Raw genomic sequence first — 22,300 nt, 5'->3', positions numbered from 1 at the left:
CCCTGCTTGCTATTATTTCAGCTATTTCCCGCCAAAAAACGTCACTTTGTTTTGCCATTCTTGCCTTATATATTGCTATGATTTGGCAGGAATTACCGCGCGTGAAATCATTGAGTATCGTAATAATTGATATTCCTCTGCCAGTTGTGTTTAAAAGGAGCATACAGTGAAGCAAAACTATTTTGGGCAAACTATCGGCACTGAATTACCGCATTGGCAATCAGCGCAGCAACCTCAGCGTGAGATTTTACCCGGCCATTTTTGCTATCTCGCGCCAGTGAATGCAGACAAGCATGAAGCGTCGTTATATCAGGCGTATCACATGGCGAAAGAGGCCGATGACTGGACTTATTTTTATTGTGAACGACCTGAAAATGAAGCTGATTTTCATCTCTATCTGCAAACCCTGATCAATGCACCGGGGGCTGTCCACTATACGGTTATTGATGCACAGACGGGCCTTGCATTGGGGACGGTTGGCTTACAGCGAATTGATGAGAATAATGGTGTTATCGAGATAGGTTCAGTGAATTGGTCGCCACGTTTAAAACGTAACTCGGCAGGGACAGAGGCAATATATTTACTATTACATTATGTCTTCGATAAATTAGGTTATCGGCGCTGTGAGTGGAAATGCGATTCATTGAATGAACCCTCAAACTCTGCTGCGTCTCGTTTTGGTTTTCAGTATGAGGGCCAATTTCGTCAGGCGATTGTGACTAAAGGGCGCAATAGAGACACCAATTGGTATTCCATAACTGATCGTGAATGGCCATTAATTAAGCAGGCATTTAATGATTGGCTGGCTCTGGAGAACTTTGATAGTGAAGGCCGACAAATAGCACGTTTACAGGATTTAAGAATCAGCCGTTAGAGAGGATCTGGTTAATTACATTTGAGTTTATTCTATTGTATTAATGATGTTTTTTTATTTTCGTCTTTACTTATAACCCAAATAAAAAAGGTAAAGGCGAAATTACGAAGCTCGTTTGATGCAGGGAGTAAAACAGGGCTTAATAGTATAGCGCGATGCAAAAAATAATCAGAGCAAAAAATGAGCAAATAAAAAAATTATATTTTTTTACATTTTGAGATCGCGAAACTTAAGAGTGTCATTATACTGTAATCATCTGGCGGTATTTTTCACACGGTGCATAGCTTAGGCTGTTGTTTATCACTGCGGGGATCGCTAATGCTAGAGTCCATGATTGGGCTGTTAAGACAAGACCACTGTTTTACCCAAGCAACTCGTTGTTACGAGGGCTCCCCCTCCGACTCTCATTTTCCAGCAGTACTGTCATTATCTATCCCTGATATATTTTTGTCTCCAGCGTTATTGTTTCAAGTATTCATGTCACGTAATAACTCCCTTGCGATATCGTTCTCACCCCAGACCTGTTTTTACCCAAGTCATTTTGGGGCCTGGGTGTTGACGCTACTCGCATTTTTCATTGGCTATTATTGGCTGCGAAGGAAGCCAAAAACCTCATCCGTATGTGAAACATATACCCAAAGTAATTCGAGTTGCAGGAAGTCAACACACATGCAGCTTGAAGTATGACGGATATAATCGCGCAGGCAACCGCTGCTGCGGTAGGTGAAACAAACTGTAAGGTGCCACTATGGGAAGACAGAAAGCAGTGATCAAAGCTCGTCGTGAAGCGAAACGCGTAATTAGACGTGATTCACGTAGCCATCGTCAACGTGAGGAAGAAAACGTGACATCGTTAGTGCAAATGGGCGGTGTTGAATCAATAGGTATGGCACGGGATAGCCGTGATACCTCCGTTATTCAGGCGCGTACGGAAGCTCAAGGTCATTACTTATCAGCCATAGACAATAAACTGCTCATCTTTGCGACCGGCGAAGCTGGGTGTGGTAAAACCTTTATCAGCGCGGCTAAGGCCGCAGAAGCACTGATTCACAAAGAAGTTGATCGGATAATTGTGACGCGACCTGTACTACAGGCTGATGAGGATCTGGGGTTCTTACCTGGTGATATCTCTGAGAAGTTCGCGCCTTACTTCCGCCCGGTGTATGACATTCTGCTGCGCCGGCTCGGCTCGTCTTTCATGCAATACTGCCTGCGCCCAGAAATCGGCAAAGTGGAAATTGCGCCTTTCGCCTATATGCGCGGGCGTACCTTTGAGAATGCGGTAGTGATCCTCGATGAGGCACAAAATGTAACCGCCAGCCAAATGAAGATGTTCCTAACCCGTCTCGGTGAAAATGTTACGGTCATCGTTAATGGCGATATCACCCAATGCGACCTTCCGCGTGGTGTGAAATCAGGTCTCAGTGACGCGCTGGAGCGTTTTGCTGAGGATGAAATGATTGGTATCATCCGCTTTGATAAACAGGACTGTGTCCGCTCTGCACTCTGCCAACACACTCTAAATGCCTATTCATAACTCAGTGTTATGAATGGATGACCCGATAAAAAAGGGCAAGCGCGATAAACGTTTGCCCTTTGCTTATCCCTTGGCGGGCATGAAGTTACAGCATGATAGTCATCATATAAGCGGCAAATAGCGCCAGATGGGCGGTACCATTAAGTACGTTGGTTCTGCCGGTGGAAAATGATATTTGCGACAAAATCAACACGCTGACCATCACCACGATATGTGGCGCTTCCAGACCAAAGTTCAACTCTTGCCCGGTGATTACCGCAATCAAGGTAACCGCAGGAACGGTCAGTGAAATGGTTGCCAGCACTGAGCCGAAGAACAGGTTCATCGCACGCTGTACCTGATTAGCCAGCACCGCTTTTAACGCCCCTAATCCTTCAGGGGAGAGGATTAGCAGAGCAATCAGGAAACCGGTAAATTTAGCCGGTGCATTTAACTCAGTAAGCAGTGCTTCTAATGGGTTGGCATCAAATTTGGTAACGGCTATTACTGCTATTAAATGAATTAACAACCAAAATGTGTGCCACAAGCTACTGTGTGAGGATGGCTTACCATGGTGAGGGTCACTCGGGTCGTCACCTTCATCCTCATGTTCATACACAAATAGACTTTGGTGCGTTTTGGTTTGAATCAGCAGAAAAACACCGTACATCGCGGCTGAAATTGCTGCGACAACCAGTGATTGAGCCACGCTAAAGTTGCCGCCGGGCAGGGTACTCGGTAGCACCAACACAATGATAGCCAGCGGGAATATAGCCATCAGATACTGTTTAATGCCTACCAGATTGACATGCTGGGTAGCAAATTTTCGACCGCCGAGCAGCAAGGAAACACCGACCAATCCACCAATCACAATCATGATGATTGAATAGAGCGTATCGCGCATCAGGGCGGGTGCGGCATCACCTGTTGCCATCATGGCTGAGATCAAACTGACCTCAAGCACAACAACCGACAGACTGAGGATTAAAGAGCCATAGGGTTCTCCCAGGCGGTGTGCTAATACGTCGGCATGGCGCACTACGCTAAAAGCACTGCTCAGGATACCCACAAGTGCGATCAGGTTGATAACAATAACAGCAGCAAAATTGCTGGTATCACCCCAGATATTAAGAATGACCAATGCAATGATCGGCAGGATGAGGGAGTATTCGTGATGGCGAGATTTAGATCGGCCAGGATCATTTTGCGACTTCATTTCGAGAGCGCTCCTAATAACTTTACTGCATTAAACGGGCATTAGAGCCATTTAATGATAATTAAGTGCCATATTGTAGGCTAAGTAGCTTTAAGACTAACAAATAACAGGGAATTGTCGCAGAAAATTTACAAGGTTTTAACTGGAAAGGGTAAAAAAAATAGCTATGAAAACGGACACTACAGGGTAATGTCCATTGATTTTACAGATATTAATTAATCTTACTCGTCAATATTGTCCATAACTTCATGGCGCTTATGGTGATAATCTTCTTCATTCAGCCCTTCGCGCCAGTAGGGTACAGCATAAAGTTGCTGCCGCTCACACCCTTTTTCTCGGCGCAGATAACGGCGCAATTGCACCACCATGCTATCTTCTCCAGCCAGCCAGAATGTTGACTCTTCCATCAGCAGATTCAGCGCACAGAATTGGGTTATCACATCACCTGTTTTTTCCGTACCCCCAATGACCCAACTCAGTTCCAACCCGGCAGGTTTAATCAGATTCAATACATCTTGCGGGCTATCTACACGGATGATGGCATGGCCTTCGGCATTTGCAGGCAGGGTTTCCAGTAAGGCGGCAATAGCGGGCAGTGAGGCGGGGTCACCCACTAGATAGCTGTATGCCGCTGCTGGCAACATAGTTTCCGGTCCACCAGGATTGGTAATCCCTAACCAATCACCGACTTTGGCATTGCGGGCAAAATCGACCGCCGGACCACGGTGATCATGAATAGCAAACTCAATATCCAGCTCACTCAGTTCTGGGCGAGAAGCACGAACAGAATAGGTTCGAACAATCGGACGGACCTCGGCGGCAGGCCAGATTGGACCTTTTTCACCAAGTACTGGCAGTTCCGGCTGAGTTTGGCTCGCCAAAGGTAGGAAGATTTTCAAATGAGCGCCCGCGCAATCAGACGGGTAATTCTGCAATGTCGGGCTATGGAAGGTGATTCGACGTAAATGCGGTGAGGTATCCACTATCTTTTTCACCTGAATCAGACGCGGTGGAACTGGGCGATGTGTGGGTTTTGCTGCGGTTGATCCTGTGGTCACAGTTTATCCTTCTTATCCTATGATGTTTTATTCTTGGTCATCAGCCAGCAGAGGTTGTGGCTTATAAAGGGATAAACTATAACATCAACCAATGTTAATGATAATTATTTGCATAAAAAGAGTGCGATAGGCTGCAACGGCGCATTTGCCCCACAGATATGTAGGGCAAGATGAATTGATTGCTTAATTGATGGGTTTTACAATTGCCGTTCGACGGAAATGCAATCTTAAACGCAACATAGTGACCAGTGCGATAACCATCACGACCATTGCAGCCAGCGGAAGTTGCTGTAATTGCAGACCAAAAGCCAGCAAGGTGCCACCGAACCAGGCGCCCAATGCATTACCTAAATTGAACGCGCTTTGGTTAAAGGTTGATGCCAGATTAGGGGCGTCACGGGCCTGATCCACTACTAATAGTTGTAACATTGGGCACAAGGCAAAAGCCACAATACTCCAGATAAACAATGTCAGTAGTGCCGGTAAATAGAAACCAATGGTGTAATGCAGCGCCAGCAGGATAGCTATCAGTATGGCGATTAGTCGGGTCATGGATCCCACCAGGTTTTTGTCGCCTAAACGACCTCCCATCACGCTGCCGATGGACAACCCAACCCCAAGAATCAATAACACCACAGTAACGCCATGTTCAGAAACTCGCGTCACCTCACGCAATAATGGTGCAATATAAGTGAAAACAGTAAACAGGCTGGCATTGGTTAATACTGATAGCAGTAAGGCGGTTTGCACTTTTTTCTGCATCAGGGTTTTGAATTCCAGCTTAGGACTGATTCTCTTCATCGGAATATTATTCGGTAACCAGGCGATTACCGCGATGATAGCTACAATACCAATAGCACTGACACCCCAGAAAGCGGCTCGCCAACCAAAAGCTTGTCCAACTGCTGTACCTAATGGCACACCAAGTACATTTGCCAGTGTGACACCCATAAAGACTAATGCTATTGCCCGCGCCCGGCGGTTAGGTTGGACCAAATCAGTGGCGACCACCGATGCCAAACCAAAGAAAGTGCCATGGCAGAGCGCTGCAATAATACGGGCAGCCATCAATAAGTTATAGGTTTGTGCCAATGCACACAGGACATTGCCAATAATAAACAGGACAATTAAACCCAAAAGTGTGGATTTACGCGGGATTCGCGCCGTTGCAATAGCCAATAAAGGTGCGCCGATTACCACACCCATGGCATAAACAGAAACCAACATCCCGGTTTTAGGGATACTGACCCCCAAGTCATGGGCAACTTCCGGCAATAACCCCATAATTACAAACTCGCTGGTACCAATGCCAAAGGTAGCAATGGTGAGTGCGATAATAGCCAATGGCATGAGTAACTCCTGAACAGCCTTACATACATAAAAGGCTGAATAACATCAATGTCAACTCACTCCCTGGCATGAATATGAAGGAGATAAAGTCTTGGCAGATGAATTTTATTAAGCGATTTTAGCACCGAGCCAAAAGGGCGTCTAACGGCAAAGTACGATCCTCTGGGTAACTGACGCATCAGTAGGGGAGTCGGCGCTCTACCGGCAATACCAATAGCTCTGGGTATATTAAAAAGTAATTAAATATAGCTGATTTTAATTTCTCCCCCAAAATTAGAAACCCCTCTATTTCCCCTATCTTTTTGATAAATTGGGTTATTTCAATTTTTACCACCATAGTATAGTGATTTACGTATGCCATAAGCTTTACTTAGCACAAAAAAACATAAGCAACGGTTTTTTTGTATTTGTTGGTGGCCATTTTCCCCCGTAAATCTATCTACCAAATAGAGTGAAATCAAAAGGGGCTAAATGTGAATTTCCAGCAGCTTAAAATTATTCGGGAATCAGCCCGTTGCAACTATAACCTGACCGAAGTGGCTAATACTTTATTTACCTCACAATCGGGTGTTAGCCGGCATATTCGCGAACTAGAAGAAGAATTGGGTATTGAGATCTTCGTTCGACGAGGAAAACGGTTGCTCGGGATGACTGAACCGGGCAAGGAGTTGCTGACAGTAGCCGAACGCATGCTGAATGATGCTAATCAAATCCGCCGTCTGGCTGATGTATTCAGCAATAATGATAGTGGACAGTTGCATATTGCTACCACACACACTCAAGCTCGCTACAGTTTGCCTCGGGTGATTAAAGAATTCCGCCTGTTATACCCGCAAGTTAAGTTAGTTATTAGCCAAGGGAACCCGCAAGAGATTGCAGCCATGCTGCATTCCGGTGAAGCGGATATTGGTATTGCTACTGAACTATTAATGAGTGACGAGTCTGTCGCCACGTTTCCTTATTATCGCTGGCACCACGCTATTGTCGTGCCGGATAATCACCCGCTAACACAAGACCCTAATATCACCCTTGAAACGCTGAGTACGTTGCCATTGATTACCTATCGTCAGGGGATTACTGGCCGCTCACGTTTGGACAATGCCTTCAAAAATGCTGGACTGACACCCGATATTGCACTCAGTGCACAAGATTCTGATGTAATTAAGACCTATGTTGAACTCGGCATGGGAGTCGGCATTCTGGCGGATATGTCCTACGAGGCACATCGTGATAAAGGGTTAGTACGACTAAATGCCGAACACTTGTTTGATGCTAATACTGTTTGGCTAGGGCTAAAACGAGGTCAGTTACAACGTAACTTCATTTGGTTCTTTATACAGCTCTGTAATCCAACACTTTCTTTGCATGATATTAAAGAGAAAGTGTTGGCAGAGGCAGCAGATGAGGTGGTGATTGATTACCAGATCTAGCCACGAAGCGGTAGAGATAGGCCATCTGGACAGAAAGCATCAGTCAAGAGAGTCATTATCTGGAGCAAATCGCACCTGAACTTCTGTTCCGCCATCGTCCCGTTGGCGGATGTTACAGTCACCATTCAGGCTATTTGCCCGATCCTGCATAATGATCAAACCGTAATGATTAGGCCGCTCGCTGGCCTGTCCAATCCCACAGCCGTTATCGCGGATGGACATGATGACATCACCTTGCTCAACAGTAACCCTGACTGTGGCCATACTGGCGTGAGCATGCTTATAAATGTTGTTCAGTGCTTCACGGGCAATGTTAACCATATGAATGGCTTGATGGTCGGGGACACAGTCTGACGGCAAGTTAAACTCGAGGGTAATGGGTAAACTGGCTCGCTCGCTGAATTCATTTACCAAAGTCTGAAGTGCCGCTTGTAATGTTGCCTCATTTAGCTTCAGGCGGAAGGTCGTCAGTAATTCACGTAGCTGGCGGTAGGCGATGTTAAGTTCATCGCGCATTTGCTGTACTAAAAGTTTACTGGGTTCCGGCATGTCGGGCGCTTGCATCTGCAAACAACTGATTTGAATTTTGAGGCAGGAAAGCGACTGGGCGATGGAGTCATGCAGTTCCCGGGCAATGGCTGAACGCTCTTCCATCAATAATAATTGCTGCTGATGCCGGGCTTGGCTTTCCAGAGCCAATGTACTGCTCAGTTGCTCCACCAGCATATTGACCAGTTGCTGCTGATCTGAATTGAGTGATTTATCAGTGGGTAGTTTTGCCAGTAGTAACCCATATTGACCAAGCTTATCACTCAGACTCCAACTCAAAGATTCCCGCAAAACAGCACTACTCACTCCGCCAGATGAGCTGCTAATAGTGAGTTGTGCCGGGCTGTTTTGGGGCGGCAGATATTCGCCATCGGCGTTATCAGCGAGATGATCGCGATAAAGATGATTTTCATATAAACAGATCTGCACATTTTCCAATGGTGTCAGTGTTTGTAGCTGCTCGATAATTGGAACTAAGCGCTCGCTTAATGGTTGGTGGGTATGTAATTGACGGCTACTATGATATAGAAAGGCTAATACTTGATTTTTTTGTTGTAAATCAGCGGTTTTTTGAGTAACTCGTTGCTCCAAGTCACTGTATATCAAAGAAAGTTCCTGCGACATTCGATTCAATGCGGTACCCAGCATTCCCATTTCATCTCGTTGATAAGACAGCGTATAGCGTTTGCTGAAATCACCGCGACCAATCGCATTCGCCATGGAGATTAATTGCAGCCATGGACGCAGTATGCGGCGGCGCAAATAATAGATAGTGGCCAATAGTAAACTCATTGTCAGAACAATGAACACCAGTTGAATCATGGTAACCAATAACAAGCGTTGTTCAGTTTTATGGTCAATGGCTAATACCAGAGCATCTAGCTGGTGGACAAAGTCTGCCACGTTGACGGCAACGTCATCGGGATGTTTAGCTTGTAGCAACTGTGGTTTTAGCGTGGTTTGCCAGTAACGCTCTATTTGTTGATATTGGCTGGTTAACCCTTCTCGCTGTAACGCATGTTGTAAGTCGCTACTGGTTTTATCCTGCTCGAGTGCAACCAGGTAGGGCAAATCACCATTATTTAACGGTACCATTGAAAGCAGCCGGTAGCTTTGCATGCGTAGCGAGCCTGCTTTGTTGATGGCATGCGCGTTACCCTGAATACTTTGCGCCATCCATGACGAGATAGTCATACCGGCAAGGCCCAGTAAACCCAGTAGCATCATCAGTAAAGCTATCTGATTAACCAAGGGGATGAGGTAACGTTTCATAACATAATATTCCTTTGACCAATAAACGTGGCAACCTTACCGTATGTTCATCGTGTCATGTAAGCGTTAATGGGACTTCATGCCGGCCGCAGTCATCATCATACGAAACAACATAGAAACTGCGAATAAAGTCAGTACGCTACCGCACCAAATAAGTAACATCCAGCCGATCTTCTTCCACCAAGGCGATTTTAGCTGTTCAGTTGGCTGAAGGGCTGTTTGTGATTTTATCGTTTTATTTTCAGACATATAAGTCTCATGCATACAAATTCTAATATTCACTATAAGAACATATCAGGGCCAGCGAACTAGCCCATGATTGTCATTATCCACTTGGTACTTAGTGGTAACCTTGATCGTGATGGATTTTCCCTCGGAATACGTAGTAGCTCCAGAAGGTGTAAACCAAAATAATAGGAATAATAAAGAGTGCGCCGACCAGCATAAAACCCAGACTTTGCGGCGGAGCTGCCGCTTGCCACAAAGTAATGGATGGCGGAATAAGATAAGGCCAAATGCTAATACCCAAACCGCTATAGCCAAGGAACACCAGCAATAACGTCAATAGGAAGGGGGCATAATGCCCACCCCGTTTAACTGAGCGCAGTAATACCCAACTAGCCAGGACTACCAATAATGGCACCGGTAAGAACAAAAACAGATTGGGTAGCGTAAACCAGCGTGCCGCAATTTGTGGATGTGCAAGCGGTGTCCACAGGCTAATGATGGTAATAACGAGCAGCATTACACATGTCAGTGGTGTGGCTAGCTTATGCATGACCTGTTGCACATGTCCTTCGGTTTTCATAATGAGCCAGGTACAGCCGAGTAGTGCATAGGCTATAACCAGACCGAAGCCGCAAAACAGAGCAAAAGGTGTCAACCAGTCAAATGGGCCGCCACTATAACTCCGCCCCGTTACCGGGAAGCCGTGAATAAAAGCACCGACCACTATGCCCTGAGTAAAGGTGGCAATCAATGACCCACCGATAAAGGCTTTATCCCAGATATGCTGTTTTTCAGCGCTGGCTTTAAAGCGAAATTCGAAGGCTACGCCACGGAAGATCAAACCCAATAACATTAGGGTAAGAGGAATTGCCAGTGCATCCAGAATAACTGCATATGCCAACGGGAAAGCACCTAATAAGGCCGCCCCTCCAAGAACCAGCCAGGTTTCGTTACCATCCCACACGGGGGCGACGCTGTTCATCATCAAGTCCCGATCACGGCTGTGTTTTACCAGTGGAAACAGGATCCCGATACCCAAATCAAAACCATCCATCACTACATACATCATGGTACTGAAAACGATAATGACAAACCAAATCAGTGGAAGATCGATACCCATAATTAGCTCCTGCTTTGGTGGTTGTCAGAACTAAATGACTCACTTACTGCCGACAGTGGCCGTGATGGCGTATTCGGCTGACCGGGTCCGCCGGGTTGTTGCTGGGTACCTTCATGCGCTTTTGGCCCTTTACGGATAAGCCGCATCATGTAAGCGTAACCAACCCCAAATACCGAACCATAAACCACAATAAAGACCAGCAGGCTGATACTCATATGCATTTCGCCATGAGATGAAACCGCATCACTGGTGCGTTGCAAACCATAGACTATCCACGGTTGGCGGCCGACTTCGGTGGTGAACCAACCGGCCAGAATAGCAATTAAACCCGACGGTCCCATCCACAGCACAAAATAGAGGAAAGGGCGCGATTGGTATAAGCTGCCACGCCAGCGTAGCCATAAACTCCAGATACCGGCCAAGATCATCAACATGCCTAATCCGACCATAATACGGAAGGACCAGAAGACAATGGTTGAGTTCGGACGATCTTCCACTGGGAAAGATTTCAATGCTGGGATCTGTTTTTCTAAGCTGTGAGTGAGGATCAAGCTGCCTAAATAAGGAATTTCCAGCGCAAAATGGGTTTTCTCCTGCTTCATGTCTGGCCAACCAAACAGAATGAGTGGCGTGGGTTCTCCGGGCTTGTTTTCCCAGTGCCCTTCAATCGCCGCAATCTTAGCCGGTTGATATTCCAGTGTATTCAAGCCATGGGCATCGCCAATAACCGCCTGTAGTGGGGCAACGATCAACGCCATCCACATTGCCATTGACAGCATTTTCCGCATCGCGGGTGTATCCCGTTTACGCAGTAAATGCCAGGCGGCAGAGGCGCCGACAAAGAATGCCGATGCAAGGAAAGCAGCCGTGGACATATGCAGTAACCGATAGGGGAAGGATGGATTGAATATCACTTTCAACCAATCGACAGGCACCACTTGCCCATTAATAACTTCAAAGCCTTGGGGGGTTTGCATCCAGCTATTGGAGGCGAGTATCCAGAAGGTAGACATCAACGTGCCTAATGCCACCATGCAGGTTGCAAAGAAATGCAAACCCGGCCCAACGCGGTTCCAACCAAAAAGCATCACCCCGAGGAAACCGGCTTCAAGGAAGAACGCGGTCAGTACTTCATATGTCAGCAACGGGCCGGTGATACTGCCGGCAAATTCTGAAAAAAAGCTCCAGTTAGTGCCGAATTGATAGGCCATGACCAAACCAGATACCACACCCATACCAAAGTTAACGGCAAATATTTTTGACCAGAAATGATAGAGGTCGCGGTAATCCTCATTTTTGGTTTTTAACCATAAACCTTCTAACACCGCAAGAAAACTGGCCAACCCAATAGTGATGGCTGGAAAGATGATATGGAATGAGATGGTAAAAGCGAATTGGATTCTGGCCAACTCTAGAGCGGTTAAGCCAAACATAGTGACCTCGCTGCAAACATGGTGCTGCCTCATTAATCTATAAAATGAATCACGCCGGTATTAGTTATCCCGATAACAGGTAGTGACAACAGGCGATTATTTGGCGGAGTAAACTTGGCAGTTAGTTAACCATAAGTTAAAGTGGCTATAATAGTGACAATTAATTCAATCTTACCTATAACAGTTGGCTTATGACTCGATATGAACAGTTAGCTCAGCAAATCCGGGCACAAATACAATCCAAGGTCTGGCAGGCGGGTGACAAGCTGCCTTCGTTGCGGGAAAGTTGTAAACAATCAGGATTAAGTCTGATGACCGTAGTGCAGTCCTATCAGCTATTAGAAAGCCAAGGTTGGATCGTGGCCCGGCCGCAGTCGGGATATTATGTTGCTTCACGGCCGACACAATTACCCCAGCCACAGCGAGGGAAAAAACTGCATCTGGATGAACAGGTAGACATTAATGCCTTTATTTTTGATGTACTACAGGCAGGGAAAGACCCAGCAATAATGCCATTTGGCTCGGCATTTCCCGATCCGAGTTTATTGTTACAACCCCGATTATCACGGGCGCTGGCCAGCGTCGCACGTAAGATATCACCACAAAGCTCTGTGACTAACTTACCACCGGGTAACGAAAGTTTGCGGCGCAATATAGCTCAGCGTTATGCCGCCAGTGGAATGAATGTCTCCCCTGAAGAAATTGTTATCACTGCGGGTGCGATGGAATCACTAAGTCTGAGCTTGCAAGCGGTTACGCAGCCCGGAGATTGGGTAGTGATTGAGTCACCCGCATTTTATGGTGCATTACAGGCGATCGAGCGTTTGCGGCTAAAAGCGATTGCCATTACAACCCACCCACAACAGGGTATGGACCTCGATGCGCTCGAACAGGTGATTAACCAATACCCGATCAAAGCTTGTTGGCTGATGACACATTTTCAAAATCCATTGGGTTGCACGATGTCCTGGCCGCAGAAAGAACGGCTCGTAGCCCTGCTACAGCAGAATAATATCTCGTTGATTGAAGATGATGTTTATGGTGAGTTGTACTTTGGTGCGGAGCGGCCGTTGCCAGCCAAAGCACTCGATCAGCATCGGCAAATTCTGCATTGCTCATCGTTTTCTAAATGCCTGGCGCCGGGATTCCGTGTCGGTTGGGTCGCAGCAGGGGAACATGCGCAGCGAATTCAGCACTTACAACTGATGAGTACGGTTTCGGCCAGTGTGCCGACTCAGTTAGCGATTGCAGATTATCTCAGTCAGGGGGGATATGACATTCATCTGCGCCACCTGCGCCGCTTAATGGAACAGCGGCTCAATACGCTGCATCAGGCGGTTATTGAGCATTTTCCTAAAAATGTCAAAATCAGCCATCCTGCGGGGGGATATTTCCTTTGGCTGGAGTTGGAACCGCCGTTTAATGCCAGTGAGTTATATCGGCGGGCGTTGGCGCAGGGGGTTAGCATCGCGCCGGGGAGAATGTTTACCACGGGCAGTCAGTTTGATCACTGTTTTCGCCTGAATGCTTCGTTTGCCTGGTCGGAACAGAGCGAACAAGCCATCCGCATACTGGCGCAACTGATTAATCAACTCACCAGCGTCATAGATAATAGCCGCTCGCGTCGATAACCATCTAATTTCCGCTATGAGTATATTTACCTGGCTCCAGAAAATGGAGCTATAACAGCATTATCTTCTGCCGCTATTTCTGCAATATCCCTCATTCCATTATGCATAAACGGAGTAAATCCTTTCGTATCACCGGCCTTGTTAGCAGGAGAAATGCACTTAATTGATGCATTCACTGCCCATTTATAGGGCGTTGGAAAGCTTAATTGTTATTTTTGTGTTGCTGTAATGTGATCTGACAGAGCAAAAATCAAAATTGATGTCAAATGCATATAATTTCTACTCAAACCCACGAAAATGGCTTTTCTCTTCGCTAAAGTTCAGTATGAATGCGAGTGTTTTGCATAACTATGCAATTTAAATTATTGTTTTAATGGAATTTGTACATTTTATTCACATTGTGACTGGTGTGGCATGAAAGCTGCTGTACACTTTATATCAGGTGAATATATTTCATTCTTTATTGTTAACAGAATAAGAGATTTTTGTTGGGGTATGGTGACCTCAAACGATGACTCTCTCAACCCCATATTTACGCTGATCAAAGAGGCCACTATGGAACACCCAATCCCCGTTACCCGACAGTCTTTTGATGAATGGATCGTGCCAACCTATGCACCAGCAGATTTTATTATCGTGCGAGGGGAAGGCGCGACACTGTGGGATCAGCAGGGCAAATCTTATATCGATTTTGCTGGTGGTATCGCCGTAAATGCCTTGGGACATGGGCATCCGGCAGTAAAAGCAGCACTGATTGAGCAGGCAGAAAAAGTATGGCACTTGGGTAACGGCTATACCAATGAACCGGTACTGCGCCTGGCAAAACAATTGATTGATGCCACTTTCGCCGAGAAAGTTTTCTTTTGTAACTCTGGGGCTGAAGCCAATGAAGCGGCACTGAAACTGGCCCGTAAATATGCGTTGAATAATTTCGGTAATAAGCCAGGGCTTGCCGGCGAAAAGAACCAGATTGTGGCATTCAGGAATGCATTTCATGGCCGGACGCTGTTTACCGTTTCTGCGGGCGGGCAGCCGAAATATTCGCAAGACTTTGCTCCGCTACCGGGGGGGATCAGCCACGGTATTTTCAATGATATCGCCTCAGCGGAGGAACTGATTAATGACCGAACCTGTGCTGTCATTGTGGAACCGATTCAGGGGGAAGGTGGTGTGCTACCCGCTGATAGCGAGTTCTTACATGGCTTGCGAGCTTTGTGTGATCGTCATAACGCATTACTTATTTTTGATGAAGTACAAACCGGGGTTGGCCGTACCGGAGAACTTTATGCCTACATGCATTACGGTGTAACGCCTGATGTGCTGACCAGTGCCAAAGCACTTGGGGGCGGCTTCCCGATTGCGGCAATGTTAACGACGACCAAATATGCCAGCGCACTTAATGTCGGCAGTCATGGTACTACCTACGGCGGTAATCCACTGGCTTGTGCCGTGGCGGGTACTGTTTTGTCTCTTATCAACACACCAGAACTCCTCGCAGGCGTAAAAGAGAGGCATCAGTGGTTCTTGGCTGGATTGGCTGAAATAAACGCCCGCCACAAAGTCTTTTCTGAAATCCGTGGGCGCGGGTTGCTGATTGGCTGTGTGCTTCACAAGGATTATGACGAGAAGGCCAAAGAGATTGTTCAGGCTGCCGCACAGTACGGGCTTATTGCTTTGATTGCGGGTCCGAATGTGGTGCGTTTTGCTCCGTCCCTGATTATTTCTCAACAGGATATTAAAGAGGGCTTAGCCCGGCTTGCCATGGGTATTGAACAGGTTTGTCGACAGGTTAAGTCATAACATTGATGCAGTAAGCAAGGGACCTTGACTATGATGATAGTTCGCCCGGTAGAACGCCGTGATCTGGCCGATATCCTTGAATTGGCAGGTAAAACTGGCGTTGGCATGACTTCACTGCCACAAAATGAAGAACACCTCGCCGCTCGAATTGAGCGCGCGTTAAATACCTGGCAAGGTTCTTTGGCTGCGGGTGAACAGGGCTATTTGTTTGTTCTGGAAGACAGTGAGCGAGAAAAAGTGGTGGGCGTTAGTGCTATTGAGGTGGCTGTTGGTTTGCATGACCCTTGGTATAACTTCCGTGTCGGCACGTTGGTTCATGCATCCAAAACACTCAATGTGTACAAATCGGTACCGACCCTGTTTTTAAGCAATGATCACACTGGGTATAGCGAACTCTGTACCTTGTTTCTCGATCCTGAATACCGTAAAGATAAAAATGGCCCCTTCTTATCAAAAGTACGTTTTCTCTTCATTGCCGCATTCCGCCAGTATTTCTCCCGCAAAGTGATTGCGGAAATGCGTGGCTATACCGATGAACAGGGGCGTTCGCCATTTTGGGAAAATGTGGGGCGGCACTTCTTTGCCATTGAATTTGCTAAAGCTGATTATCTCAGTGGTACTGGGCAGAAAGCGTTTATTGCTGAATTAATGCCAAAACACCCGTTATATGTGGATTTTCTGGCAGAAGAGGCGCGGGCCGTCATCGGGCAGGTCCATCCACATACGGCTCCCGCACGTGCAGTGCTGGAAACCGAAGGCCTGCAATATCAGGGATATGTGGATATCTTTGATGGCGGTCCAACACTGGAGGCCAACACAGATGAAGTGCGGGCGGTGCGCGACAGCAGTAAGCGAATCGTGGTTATTGATGACATCGATATTGACCCGAGTGGCACTGCCTATTTAGTGGCTAATGACAGCTATCAATATTTTCGCTCAATATTGATTACTACTCATCTTTCAGACGAGCTACTGCATTTAACGACTAAAAATGCGGCAGCGCTGGGTGTCGTAGCCGGTGATACGGTTCGGATAGTCAGCCTTTTTGCCCCGGAGATTAAAAAATGACTCACCCAGCACTGTTTATTCAAGGGGAATGGCGCACCGGTAACGGCGCGCATTTCGACAAACTTGACCCCATAGATAGGCAATTATTGTGGCAGGCGCGCGCCGCAGACAGCCATGATGTCGCAATGGCTTGTCGTGCGGCACGGCAGGCTTTCCCTGCTTGGGCGCGTACATCGCTGGAACAGCGGGTCGTGGTGATACAGCGTTTTGCTGCATTACTTGAGCAGTATAAACAGCAACTGGCCTGCACTATCAGTTTGGAAACCAGTAAGCCACTCTGGGAAACACTGACAGAGGTGCAAGCAATGATTGGCAAAGTGGCTATCTCGTTGCAAGCCTATCAAAGCCGAACCGGGAGTAGCCAAACACCGATGGCTGATGGTATGTCCGTGTTACGACACCGTCCCCATGGTGTATTAGCAGTATTTGGCCCTTACAACTTCCCAGGGCATCTCCCTAATGGGCATATCGTTCCTGCATTGCTGGCCGGTAACACGGTGGTATTTAAACCCAGTGAGCTAACACCAAAGACGGCAGAAGAAACCGTCAAATTGTGGCAGCAGGCAGGTATGCCTGACGGGGTATTAAACTTAGTACAAGGTGGGCGTGAAACAGGCGAAGCCCTTGCTGCGCAACATGATATTGATGGTTTGTTGTTTACCGGTAGCGCCCATACCGGTTATCACTTGCATCGCCAACTGGCCGGCCAACCGGAAAAAATCCTGGCACTGGAAATGGGTGGCAATAATGCATTGATTGTTGAGCAGATAGCAGACTGTGATGCGGCAGTAAATCTTGCTATTCAGTCGGCTTTTATCTCAGCCGGTCAACGCTGCACTTGTTCGCGCCGTCTACTGGTTAAATCTGGCGCTGAAGGCGATGCATTTTTACAGCGTTTTGTCGCTATTGCCAAAGCCCTGCGTATCGGGCGCTGGGATATGCAGCCAGCACCCTTTATGGGAGCGGTGATTTCATCACAAGCAGCAGAAAAAATGCTGGCAGCGCAACAACATTTGCTGGATTTAGGTGGCAAGCCATTATTAGCCATGACCCGCCCAGATAGCCAAAGTGCAGTGCTGACGCCGGGGATCATTGATATTACTGGTATCAATGTCCCTGACGAAGAGTATTTCGGCCCACTGGTCAGCGTTATTCGCTATGGCGATTTTACGCAAGCATTACACATTGCTAATCAAACCAGGTTCGGTTTGGCGATAGGTCTGGTTTCTGAGGACCGGCAACAATTTGAACAACTGTTATTGGAAGCCCGAGCCGGTATTGTTAACTGGAACAAACCGTTGACCGGCGCATCAAGTGCTGCACCCTTTGGCGGGGTTGGGGCATCAGGTAATCATCGACCAAGTGCCTTCTATGCTGCCGACTATTGTGCCTGGCCAATGGCATCACTCGAAAGCGAAAGTTTGACGCTACCAGCAACATTGTCGCCGGGTATCTCTTTCGATTTGCCCGATAGCCATTGAGCCATGAATGGAGAATACGATGGCAGGATATGAGGTTAATTTTGATGGATTGGTTGGGCTGACACATCACTATGCTGGATTGTCATTTGGTAATGAAGCCTCTACTGCGCATCAAAACAGTATTTCCAACCCTCGCCTGGCTGCGCGGCAGGGGTTGCTGAAAATGAAAGCATTAGCCGATTTAGGTTATAAACAAGGTATTTTGCCACCACAGGAGCGACCAGCCATAGGCGTTTTGCGTCAGTTGGGCTTTAGTGGTTCAGATGAACAAGTATTGAGTGAAGTGGCACGTAAATCTCCACGTCTATTATCTGCGGTAAGTTCCGCATCATCAATGTGGACGGCGAATGCGGCGACGGTCTCACCTTCTGCGGATAGCGCGGATGGGCGAGTGCATTTTACTGTGGCCAATTTAAATAACAAATTTCACCGTGCAATTGAGGCCGAAACCACGTCGGCTTTACTCAAAGGCGTTTTTAATAACCATCGTCACTTTGTTCATCACGATGCACTACCTGCTGTGGAATTGTTTGGTGATGAAGGTGCGGCTAATCATAATCGTCTGGGGGGAGAATATGGCTTGCCAGCGGTTCAGGTCTTTGTTTATGGCCGCAACGCACTGGAAAACGGAGTAAATCCTAGCCGATACCCTGCTCGCCAAACGCGAGAGGCCAGCGAAGCAGTGGCTCGACTGCATCAACTGGCACCAGACCGAACTGTTTTTGTGCAACAGAACCCCGCAGTGATCGACCAAGGGGTTTTTCACAATGATGTCATCGCTGTCAGCAATCAGAATGTGTTATTCCATCATCAGCATGCATTCATTCCTGGCATTCAAGCTATGGATGAGATTCGCCGTAAAATGGGTAGCATTGAACAACAGTTGATCAGTATAGAGGTCCCTGACGCGCAGGTGTCGGTTGCTGATGCAGTATCAAGCTATCTGTTTAACAGCCAGTTATTGAGTAAACCGGATGGTAAAATGTTGTTGGTTATTCCGCAGGAGGCACAAGAAAACCCGTTCGTGTGGCGATATCTGTCGGAATTAATCAATAGCGGTGGTCCGATTGACAGTGTCAAAGTATTCGATTTACGCGAGAGCATGCGTAATGGGGGGGGGCCTGCTTGCTTACGCTTGCGTGTTGGCTTGACCGATACAGAGTTACAAGCTGTTAATAGTCGAGTAATGATGACACCGGCGCTGTTTGTGACGCTGAATAATTGGGTCGACCAACATTATCGTGATCATTTGCAATTTAAAGACTTGGCTGATCCGCAGTTATTACAAGAAGGGCGGCAGGCATTGGATGAATTGACACGGATACTTAATATTGGCTCGGTATATCCGTTCCAGCAGAATTAGAAGGAACGATGATGCTAGATTTCCTGGCGATAACACTCTCGGGCCATCCGCCAGAACAGACCCGTGGCGCGACGCTGAGTATCGAGTGGCAATGGCTCGATGACGGGATACTGATGTTGACACCTTCTGGCAATTACACCCAGTCAGTGGTGTTATCTGCCGGTATCCACGGAAATGAAACGGCCCCGATTGAGATTTTGAATCAATTGGTGTCAGATTTGTTAGCAGGTGAATTAACGCTGGCCGTCCGTTTGTTAGTCATATTTGGCAATCCAGCGGCGATAAGCGCCGGCAAACGTTTCCTCTCAGCAGATATCAACCGTATGTTTGGCGGGCGGCACCGGCGTTATCCTTCCAGTAATGAAACCCGACGGGTTGAAATTATTGAGCAAGCTGTGTCGGCGTTTTTCCGAGCAGAGAGTCAACTGACGCGCCAGCATTACGATTTACACACGGCAATTCGTGAATCTCATCATACTCGATTTGGATTGTTGCCTTATCAAACAACACCCTATAGCGCAGTAATGCTACGGTGGTTACAAGATATTCAACTGGATGCATTAGTGATGCATACCTCGGCAGGGGGGACCTTTGCTCATTTTAGTAGTGAGCACTGCCAGGCCGCAAGTTGTACGCTTGAGTTGGGAAAAGCGCTACCATTTGGCGAAAATCAGTTGGCTGAATTTACGCATATAGTCGGGGGATTACGTTCATTAGTTAGTGGGGAACCATTGCCTGTACAACCCTCAGGAGGAATGGTGTTTTATCGCGTGGTGAAATCACTGCTAAAACAACATCCTGATTTTAAACTGTGGGTTGACAATGATACGGTTAATTTTACTCGTTTTAAGCAAGGTACACTGCTGGCGGAGCAATCCGGTGAGTATTACCGTGTTAAACATGAAGATGAGTGGATCTTGTTTCCAAACCCTCAGGTAGCCCTTGGATTACGTGCAGGGATTATGTTGGTACGAATGGATAAGAGTGAGGTACCAACGGTATAAATAAGGCCGTGTTACCAATACCGCCATAGATAGTTACTTGAGGTAATATCACCACCAGAACTACAACTTAAGCCAAATTTTAAGTGGTATATTGTTTCTAACCTATAGGAAATGAGCTTTTAGCTATGGAAGTTCATTTTTTATGCATTAAATTAAAGTTTTTCTTATTGCGATTTTTATAAAAAATACACTTCCAATGAAAATACCGATAATTAATAACCAAACAAAGTCATACTTTCTATAACCCTATTAACGTCCCTAATGTTTAATTTTTATGTTATTGCACCAAAGGTGACATGACATTACTCTCTATTTGTACTTTAAATAGTCATCTAATTACTTTAGATATATAAAAAATCGCATTGGAACTGTGATATTCGATCCATTTCACAAATATGATATCCGAATAGAACAAAAAAGAAACAAACTGAAATTTTTTCGCACCATTTTGGTGCTTATGCACTATTTTGGTTATATATAATTACCTAAAAATAAATATAATCAATCAGTTACGGAAAGTTCCATTAAACACATTTTGTTACAATTGATTACCTGTTTATACCTATGTTTCTACAAGTTTACCGTTTTAACTTTTTGTGCTTAATGCTAATGTCTCTTCGCTTTACAAGACAGGTAACTATAAAAAATTAAAAACTAACTTTTATGAGGCTGAAAATTTAATTCAGCCCGATGGGTTTGTTTTATTAAAATTTAAAGGAAAATTAATGATGAAGCGCAGTTTACTGGCCTTGGCGGTCACCTTGAGTATCGTTCCTACTCTTTCAAATGCAGCAGAGATTTATAATAAAGACGGCAATAAGCTGGATCTTTATGGCCGCGTAGCCGCTAAATATCTTTTCTCAAACCATAATAACGCTGACGATACCTATGTGCGTTTCGGTTTTAAGGGTGAGACACAGATTAATAGCCAATTGACCGGTTTCGGCCAGTGGGAATATAACGTAGCCGCTAAAAATGCAGAATCACAGGGCGACAAAGGCAATAAAACCCGCTTGGGTTTTGCTGGTCTAAAATTTGCTGAGTTTGGCTCTTTCGATTACGGCCGTAACTATGGTGTAGTTTATGATGCGCTGGCCTATACCGATATGCTGCCAGAGTTCGGTGGCGACTCAATCGCTTATACCGACAACTACATGACAGGTCGTTCTACTGGTTTGGCAACTTACCGTAACTCTGACTTCTTCGGCCTGGTTAAAGGTTTGAATGTTGCAGCTCAGTATCAAGGTCGTAATGACGATGGAGATACCACTAAGAATGAGCGCGCAATCCAGAAGGCTAATGGCGACGGTTTTGGTTTGTCTGTTGATTACCAAGACATCGAAGGCAGCGGTATCGGCTTTGCGGGTGCATACTCTTCTTCCAATCGGACCTTAGGCCAAAAAACATTGGCTGACAGTGCGACAGGGGATAAAGCTCAGGCTTGGGCTACTGCACTGAAATATGATGCAAACCAAGTTTACATCGCAGCAATGTACGGCGAAACGCTGAACATGACGCCATATAAAGCACTGATTGCGAATAAAACCCAGAACGTTGAATTGGTCGCTCAATACCAGTTCGAAAATGGCATTCGCCCGTCCATCGCTTATGTCCAGTCTAAAGGTAAAGAACTGGCAGTTGTTGGCGATGCAGATTTGCTGAAATATGCTGAAATCGGTGTGACTTACTATATTAACAAAAACATGTTTGCCTATGTTGACTACCAGATTAACTTACTGGATGAAGACAACAATCCACTGGGCCTGGGCACTGATGATACTGTTGCAGTTAACTTGACTTACCGTTTCTAAGTTAACTTAGCAGTAATTATTACCCTTTTCTGTGTCGGAAATAGGTGAATTAAAAAGGCGGGATTAACCCCGCCTTTTTTGCATTTATTACCGACT

At 46.3% G+C, this 22,300-nt stretch carries 17 protein-coding genes and 1 pseudogene; 11 read left to right on the top strand and 7 right to left on the bottom strand.

Annotated elements, in window-relative coordinates; all coding sequences use genetic code 11:
* Window positions 1–166: 166 nt before the first annotated feature.
* The 3 genes and pseudogenes from V2A84_RS08915 (at window position 167) to phoH (ending at window position 2,411) form a co-directional block, all read left to right on the top strand.
* Complete coding sequence (locus V2A84_RS08915; protein WP_083159061.1) at window positions 167–874, top strand: GNAT family N-acetyltransferase; 708 nt, start codon at window positions 167–169, stop codon at window positions 872–874.
* 318 nt (window positions 875–1,192) lie between these two features.
* A pseudogene (locus V2A84_RS08910) lies at window positions 1,193–1,500 on the top strand (hypothetical protein).
* A 122-nt stretch (window positions 1,501–1,622) separates the two neighbouring features.
* Window positions 1,623–2,411, top strand: coding sequence for a phosphate starvation-inducible protein PhoH (gene phoH, locus V2A84_RS08905; protein ID WP_032906294.1), 789 nt, complete (start codon window positions 1,623–1,625; stop codon window positions 2,409–2,411).
* An 85-nt stretch (window positions 2,412–2,496) separates the two neighbouring features.
* Here the strand turns inward: phoH and chaA are convergent, their stop codons facing one another.
* The 3 genes from chaA to V2A84_RS08890 all read right to left on the bottom strand — a co-directional run bounded on the left by chaA (window position 2,497) and on the right by V2A84_RS08890 (window position 6,014).
* Entirely contained in the window at window positions 2,497–3,606 is a 1,110-nt protein-coding gene (gene chaA / locus V2A84_RS08900; protein WP_083159060.1) for a sodium-potassium/proton antiporter ChaA, read from the bottom strand.
* 221 nt (window positions 3,607–3,827) lie between these two features.
* Window positions 3,828–4,664, bottom strand: a complete 837-nt coding sequence (locus V2A84_RS08895; RefSeq protein WP_083159059.1) for a siderophore-interacting protein — start codon at window positions 4,662–4,664, stop codon at window positions 3,828–3,830.
* A gap of 183 nt (window positions 4,665–4,847) precedes the next feature.
* Entirely contained in the window at window positions 4,848–6,014 is a 1,167-nt protein-coding gene (locus V2A84_RS08890; protein ID WP_083159058.1) for an MFS transporter, read from the bottom strand.
* Between the two features lie 473 nt (window positions 6,015–6,487).
* Here V2A84_RS08890 and cbl point away from each other — a divergent pair, with 473 nt between their 5' ends.
* Window positions 6,488–7,444 (top strand): HTH-type transcriptional regulator Cbl, encoded by a 957-nt coding sequence (gene cbl, locus V2A84_RS08885; RefSeq protein WP_083159056.1) that lies wholly within the window; start codon window positions 6,488–6,490, stop codon window positions 7,442–7,444.
* 39 nt (window positions 7,445–7,483) lie between these two features.
* Here the strand turns inward: cbl and narX are convergent, their stop codons facing one another.
* From narX to V2A84_RS08865, 4 genes are all read right to left on the bottom strand, one after another.
* Window positions 7,484–9,265 carry a nitrate/nitrite two-component system sensor histidine kinase NarX gene (gene narX / locus V2A84_RS08880; protein WP_083159055.1) on the bottom strand — a complete coding sequence of 594 codons (1,782 nt, stop codon included), beginning with the start codon at window positions 9,263–9,265 and terminating at the stop codon, window positions 7,484–7,486.
* A gap of 66 nt (window positions 9,266–9,331) precedes the next feature.
* Entirely contained in the window at window positions 9,332–9,514 is a 183-nt protein-coding gene (locus V2A84_RS08875; RefSeq protein ID WP_227746537.1) for a DUF2474 domain-containing protein, read from the bottom strand.
* A 91-nt stretch (window positions 9,515–9,605) separates the two neighbouring features.
* Window positions 9,606–10,613: a cytochrome d ubiquinol oxidase subunit II gene (cydB, locus tag V2A84_RS08870; protein ID WP_083159053.1), complete on the bottom strand. Its 1,008-nt coding sequence runs from the start codon at window positions 10,611–10,613 to the stop codon at window positions 9,606–9,608.
* 2 nt (window positions 10,614–10,615) lie between these two features.
* Window positions 10,616–12,046, bottom strand: coding sequence for a cytochrome ubiquinol oxidase subunit I (locus tag V2A84_RS08865; protein WP_083159052.1), 1,431 nt, complete (start codon window positions 12,044–12,046; stop codon window positions 10,616–10,618).
* Between the two features lie 191 nt (window positions 12,047–12,237).
* On the opposite strand from V2A84_RS08865, the gene V2A84_RS08860 reads away from it, so the two are divergent.
* The 7 genes from V2A84_RS08860 (at window position 12,238) to V2A84_RS08830 (ending at window position 22,204) form a co-directional block, all read left to right on the top strand.
* The gene (locus V2A84_RS08860) at window positions 12,238–13,677 is read left to right on the top strand and encodes an aminotransferase-like domain-containing protein (protein ID WP_442848704.1); all 1,440 of its coding nucleotides are present in this window, start codon (window positions 12,238–12,240) and stop codon (window positions 13,675–13,677) included.
* Window positions 13,678–14,232: 555 nt separating this feature from the next.
* Window positions 14,233–15,477 carry an aspartate aminotransferase family protein gene (locus V2A84_RS08855; RefSeq protein ID WP_102970427.1) on the top strand — a complete coding sequence of 415 codons (1,245 nt, stop codon included), beginning with the start codon at window positions 14,233–14,235 and terminating at the stop codon, window positions 15,475–15,477.
* Between the two features lie 30 nt (window positions 15,478–15,507).
* Window positions 15,508–16,545, top strand: a complete 1,038-nt coding sequence (astA, locus tag V2A84_RS08850) for an arginine N-succinyltransferase (RefSeq protein WP_083159050.1) — start codon at window positions 15,508–15,510, stop codon at window positions 16,543–16,545.
* On the top strand, window positions 16,542–18,026 hold the full coding sequence (gene astD / locus V2A84_RS08845) for a succinylglutamate-semialdehyde dehydrogenase (protein ID WP_372569107.1): 1,485 nt from the start codon (window positions 16,542–16,544) through the stop codon (window positions 18,024–18,026). The genes astA and astD overlap by 4 nt, the downstream gene beginning before the upstream one ends.
* Window positions 18,027–18,045: 19 nt before the next feature.
* Entirely contained in the window at window positions 18,046–19,389 is a 1,344-nt protein-coding gene (gene astB, locus V2A84_RS08840) for an N-succinylarginine dihydrolase (protein ID WP_442848703.1), read from the top strand.
* 11 nt (window positions 19,390–19,400) lie between these two features.
* Window positions 19,401–20,393 carry a succinylglutamate desuccinylase gene (gene astE / locus V2A84_RS08835; RefSeq protein ID WP_102970424.1) on the top strand — a complete coding sequence of 331 codons (993 nt, stop codon included), beginning with the start codon at window positions 19,401–19,403 and terminating at the stop codon, window positions 20,391–20,393.
* 725 nt (window positions 20,394–21,118) lie between these two features.
* Complete coding sequence (locus V2A84_RS08830; protein ID WP_083159048.1) at window positions 21,119–22,204, top strand: porin; 1,086 nt, start codon at window positions 21,119–21,121, stop codon at window positions 22,202–22,204.
* Window positions 22,205–22,300: the final 96 nt, after the last annotated feature.

This window comes from Yersinia sp. 2553 StPb PI, assembly GCF_052217105.1.
GTDB lineage: Bacteria > Pseudomonadota > Gammaproteobacteria > Enterobacterales > Enterobacteriaceae > Yersinia > Yersinia enterocolitica_E.
This window is presented reverse-complemented; position numbering and strand designations above follow the sequence as displayed.

Bases quoted from the DNA above. Each gene is read 5' to 3' on its own strand.
- chaA (WP_083159060.1), bottom strand. From the start codon at position 3,606: ATGAAGTCGCAAAATGATCCTGGCCGATCTAAATCTCGCCATCACGAA.
- phoH (WP_032906294.1), top strand. From the start codon at position 1,623: ATGGGAAGACAGAAAGCAGTGATCAAAGCTCGTCGTGAAGCGAAACGC.
- V2A84_RS08830 (WP_083159048.1), top strand. From the start codon at position 21,119: ATGATGAAGCGCAGTTTACTGGCCTTGGCGGTCACCTTGAGTATCGTT.
- narX (WP_083159055.1), bottom strand. From the start codon at position 9,265: ATGAAACGTTACCTCATCCCCTTGGTTAATCAGATAGCTTTACTGATG.
- astA (WP_083159050.1), top strand. From the start codon at position 15,508: ATGATGATAGTTCGCCCGGTAGAACGCCGTGATCTGGCCGATATCCTT.
- astB (WP_442848703.1), top strand. From the start codon at position 18,046: ATGGCAGGATATGAGGTTAATTTTGATGGATTGGTTGGGCTGACACAT.
- astE (WP_102970424.1), top strand. From the start codon at position 19,401: ATGCTAGATTTCCTGGCGATAACACTCTCGGGCCATCCGCCAGAACAG.
- V2A84_RS08875 (WP_227746537.1), bottom strand. From the start codon at position 9,514: ATGTCTGAAAATAAAACGATAAAATCACAAACAGCCCTTCAGCCAACT.
- V2A84_RS08865 (WP_083159052.1), bottom strand. From the start codon at position 12,046: ATGTTTGGCTTAACCGCTCTAGAGTTGGCCAGAATCCAATTCGCTTTT.
- V2A84_RS08860 (WP_442848704.1), top strand. From the start codon at position 12,238: ATGACTCGATATGAACAGTTAGCTCAGCAAATCCGGGCACAAATACAA.
- cydB (WP_083159053.1), bottom strand. From the start codon at position 10,613: ATGGGTATCGATCTTCCACTGATTTGGTTTGTCATTATCGTTTTCAGT.
- V2A84_RS08890 (WP_083159058.1), bottom strand. From the start codon at position 6,014: ATGCCATTGGCTATTATCGCACTCACCATTGCTACCTTTGGCATTGGT.
- astD (WP_372569107.1), top strand. From the start codon at position 16,542: ATGACTCACCCAGCACTGTTTATTCAAGGGGAATGGCGCACCGGTAAC.
- V2A84_RS08855 (WP_102970427.1), top strand. From the start codon at position 14,233: ATGGAACACCCAATCCCCGTTACCCGACAGTCTTTTGATGAATGGATC.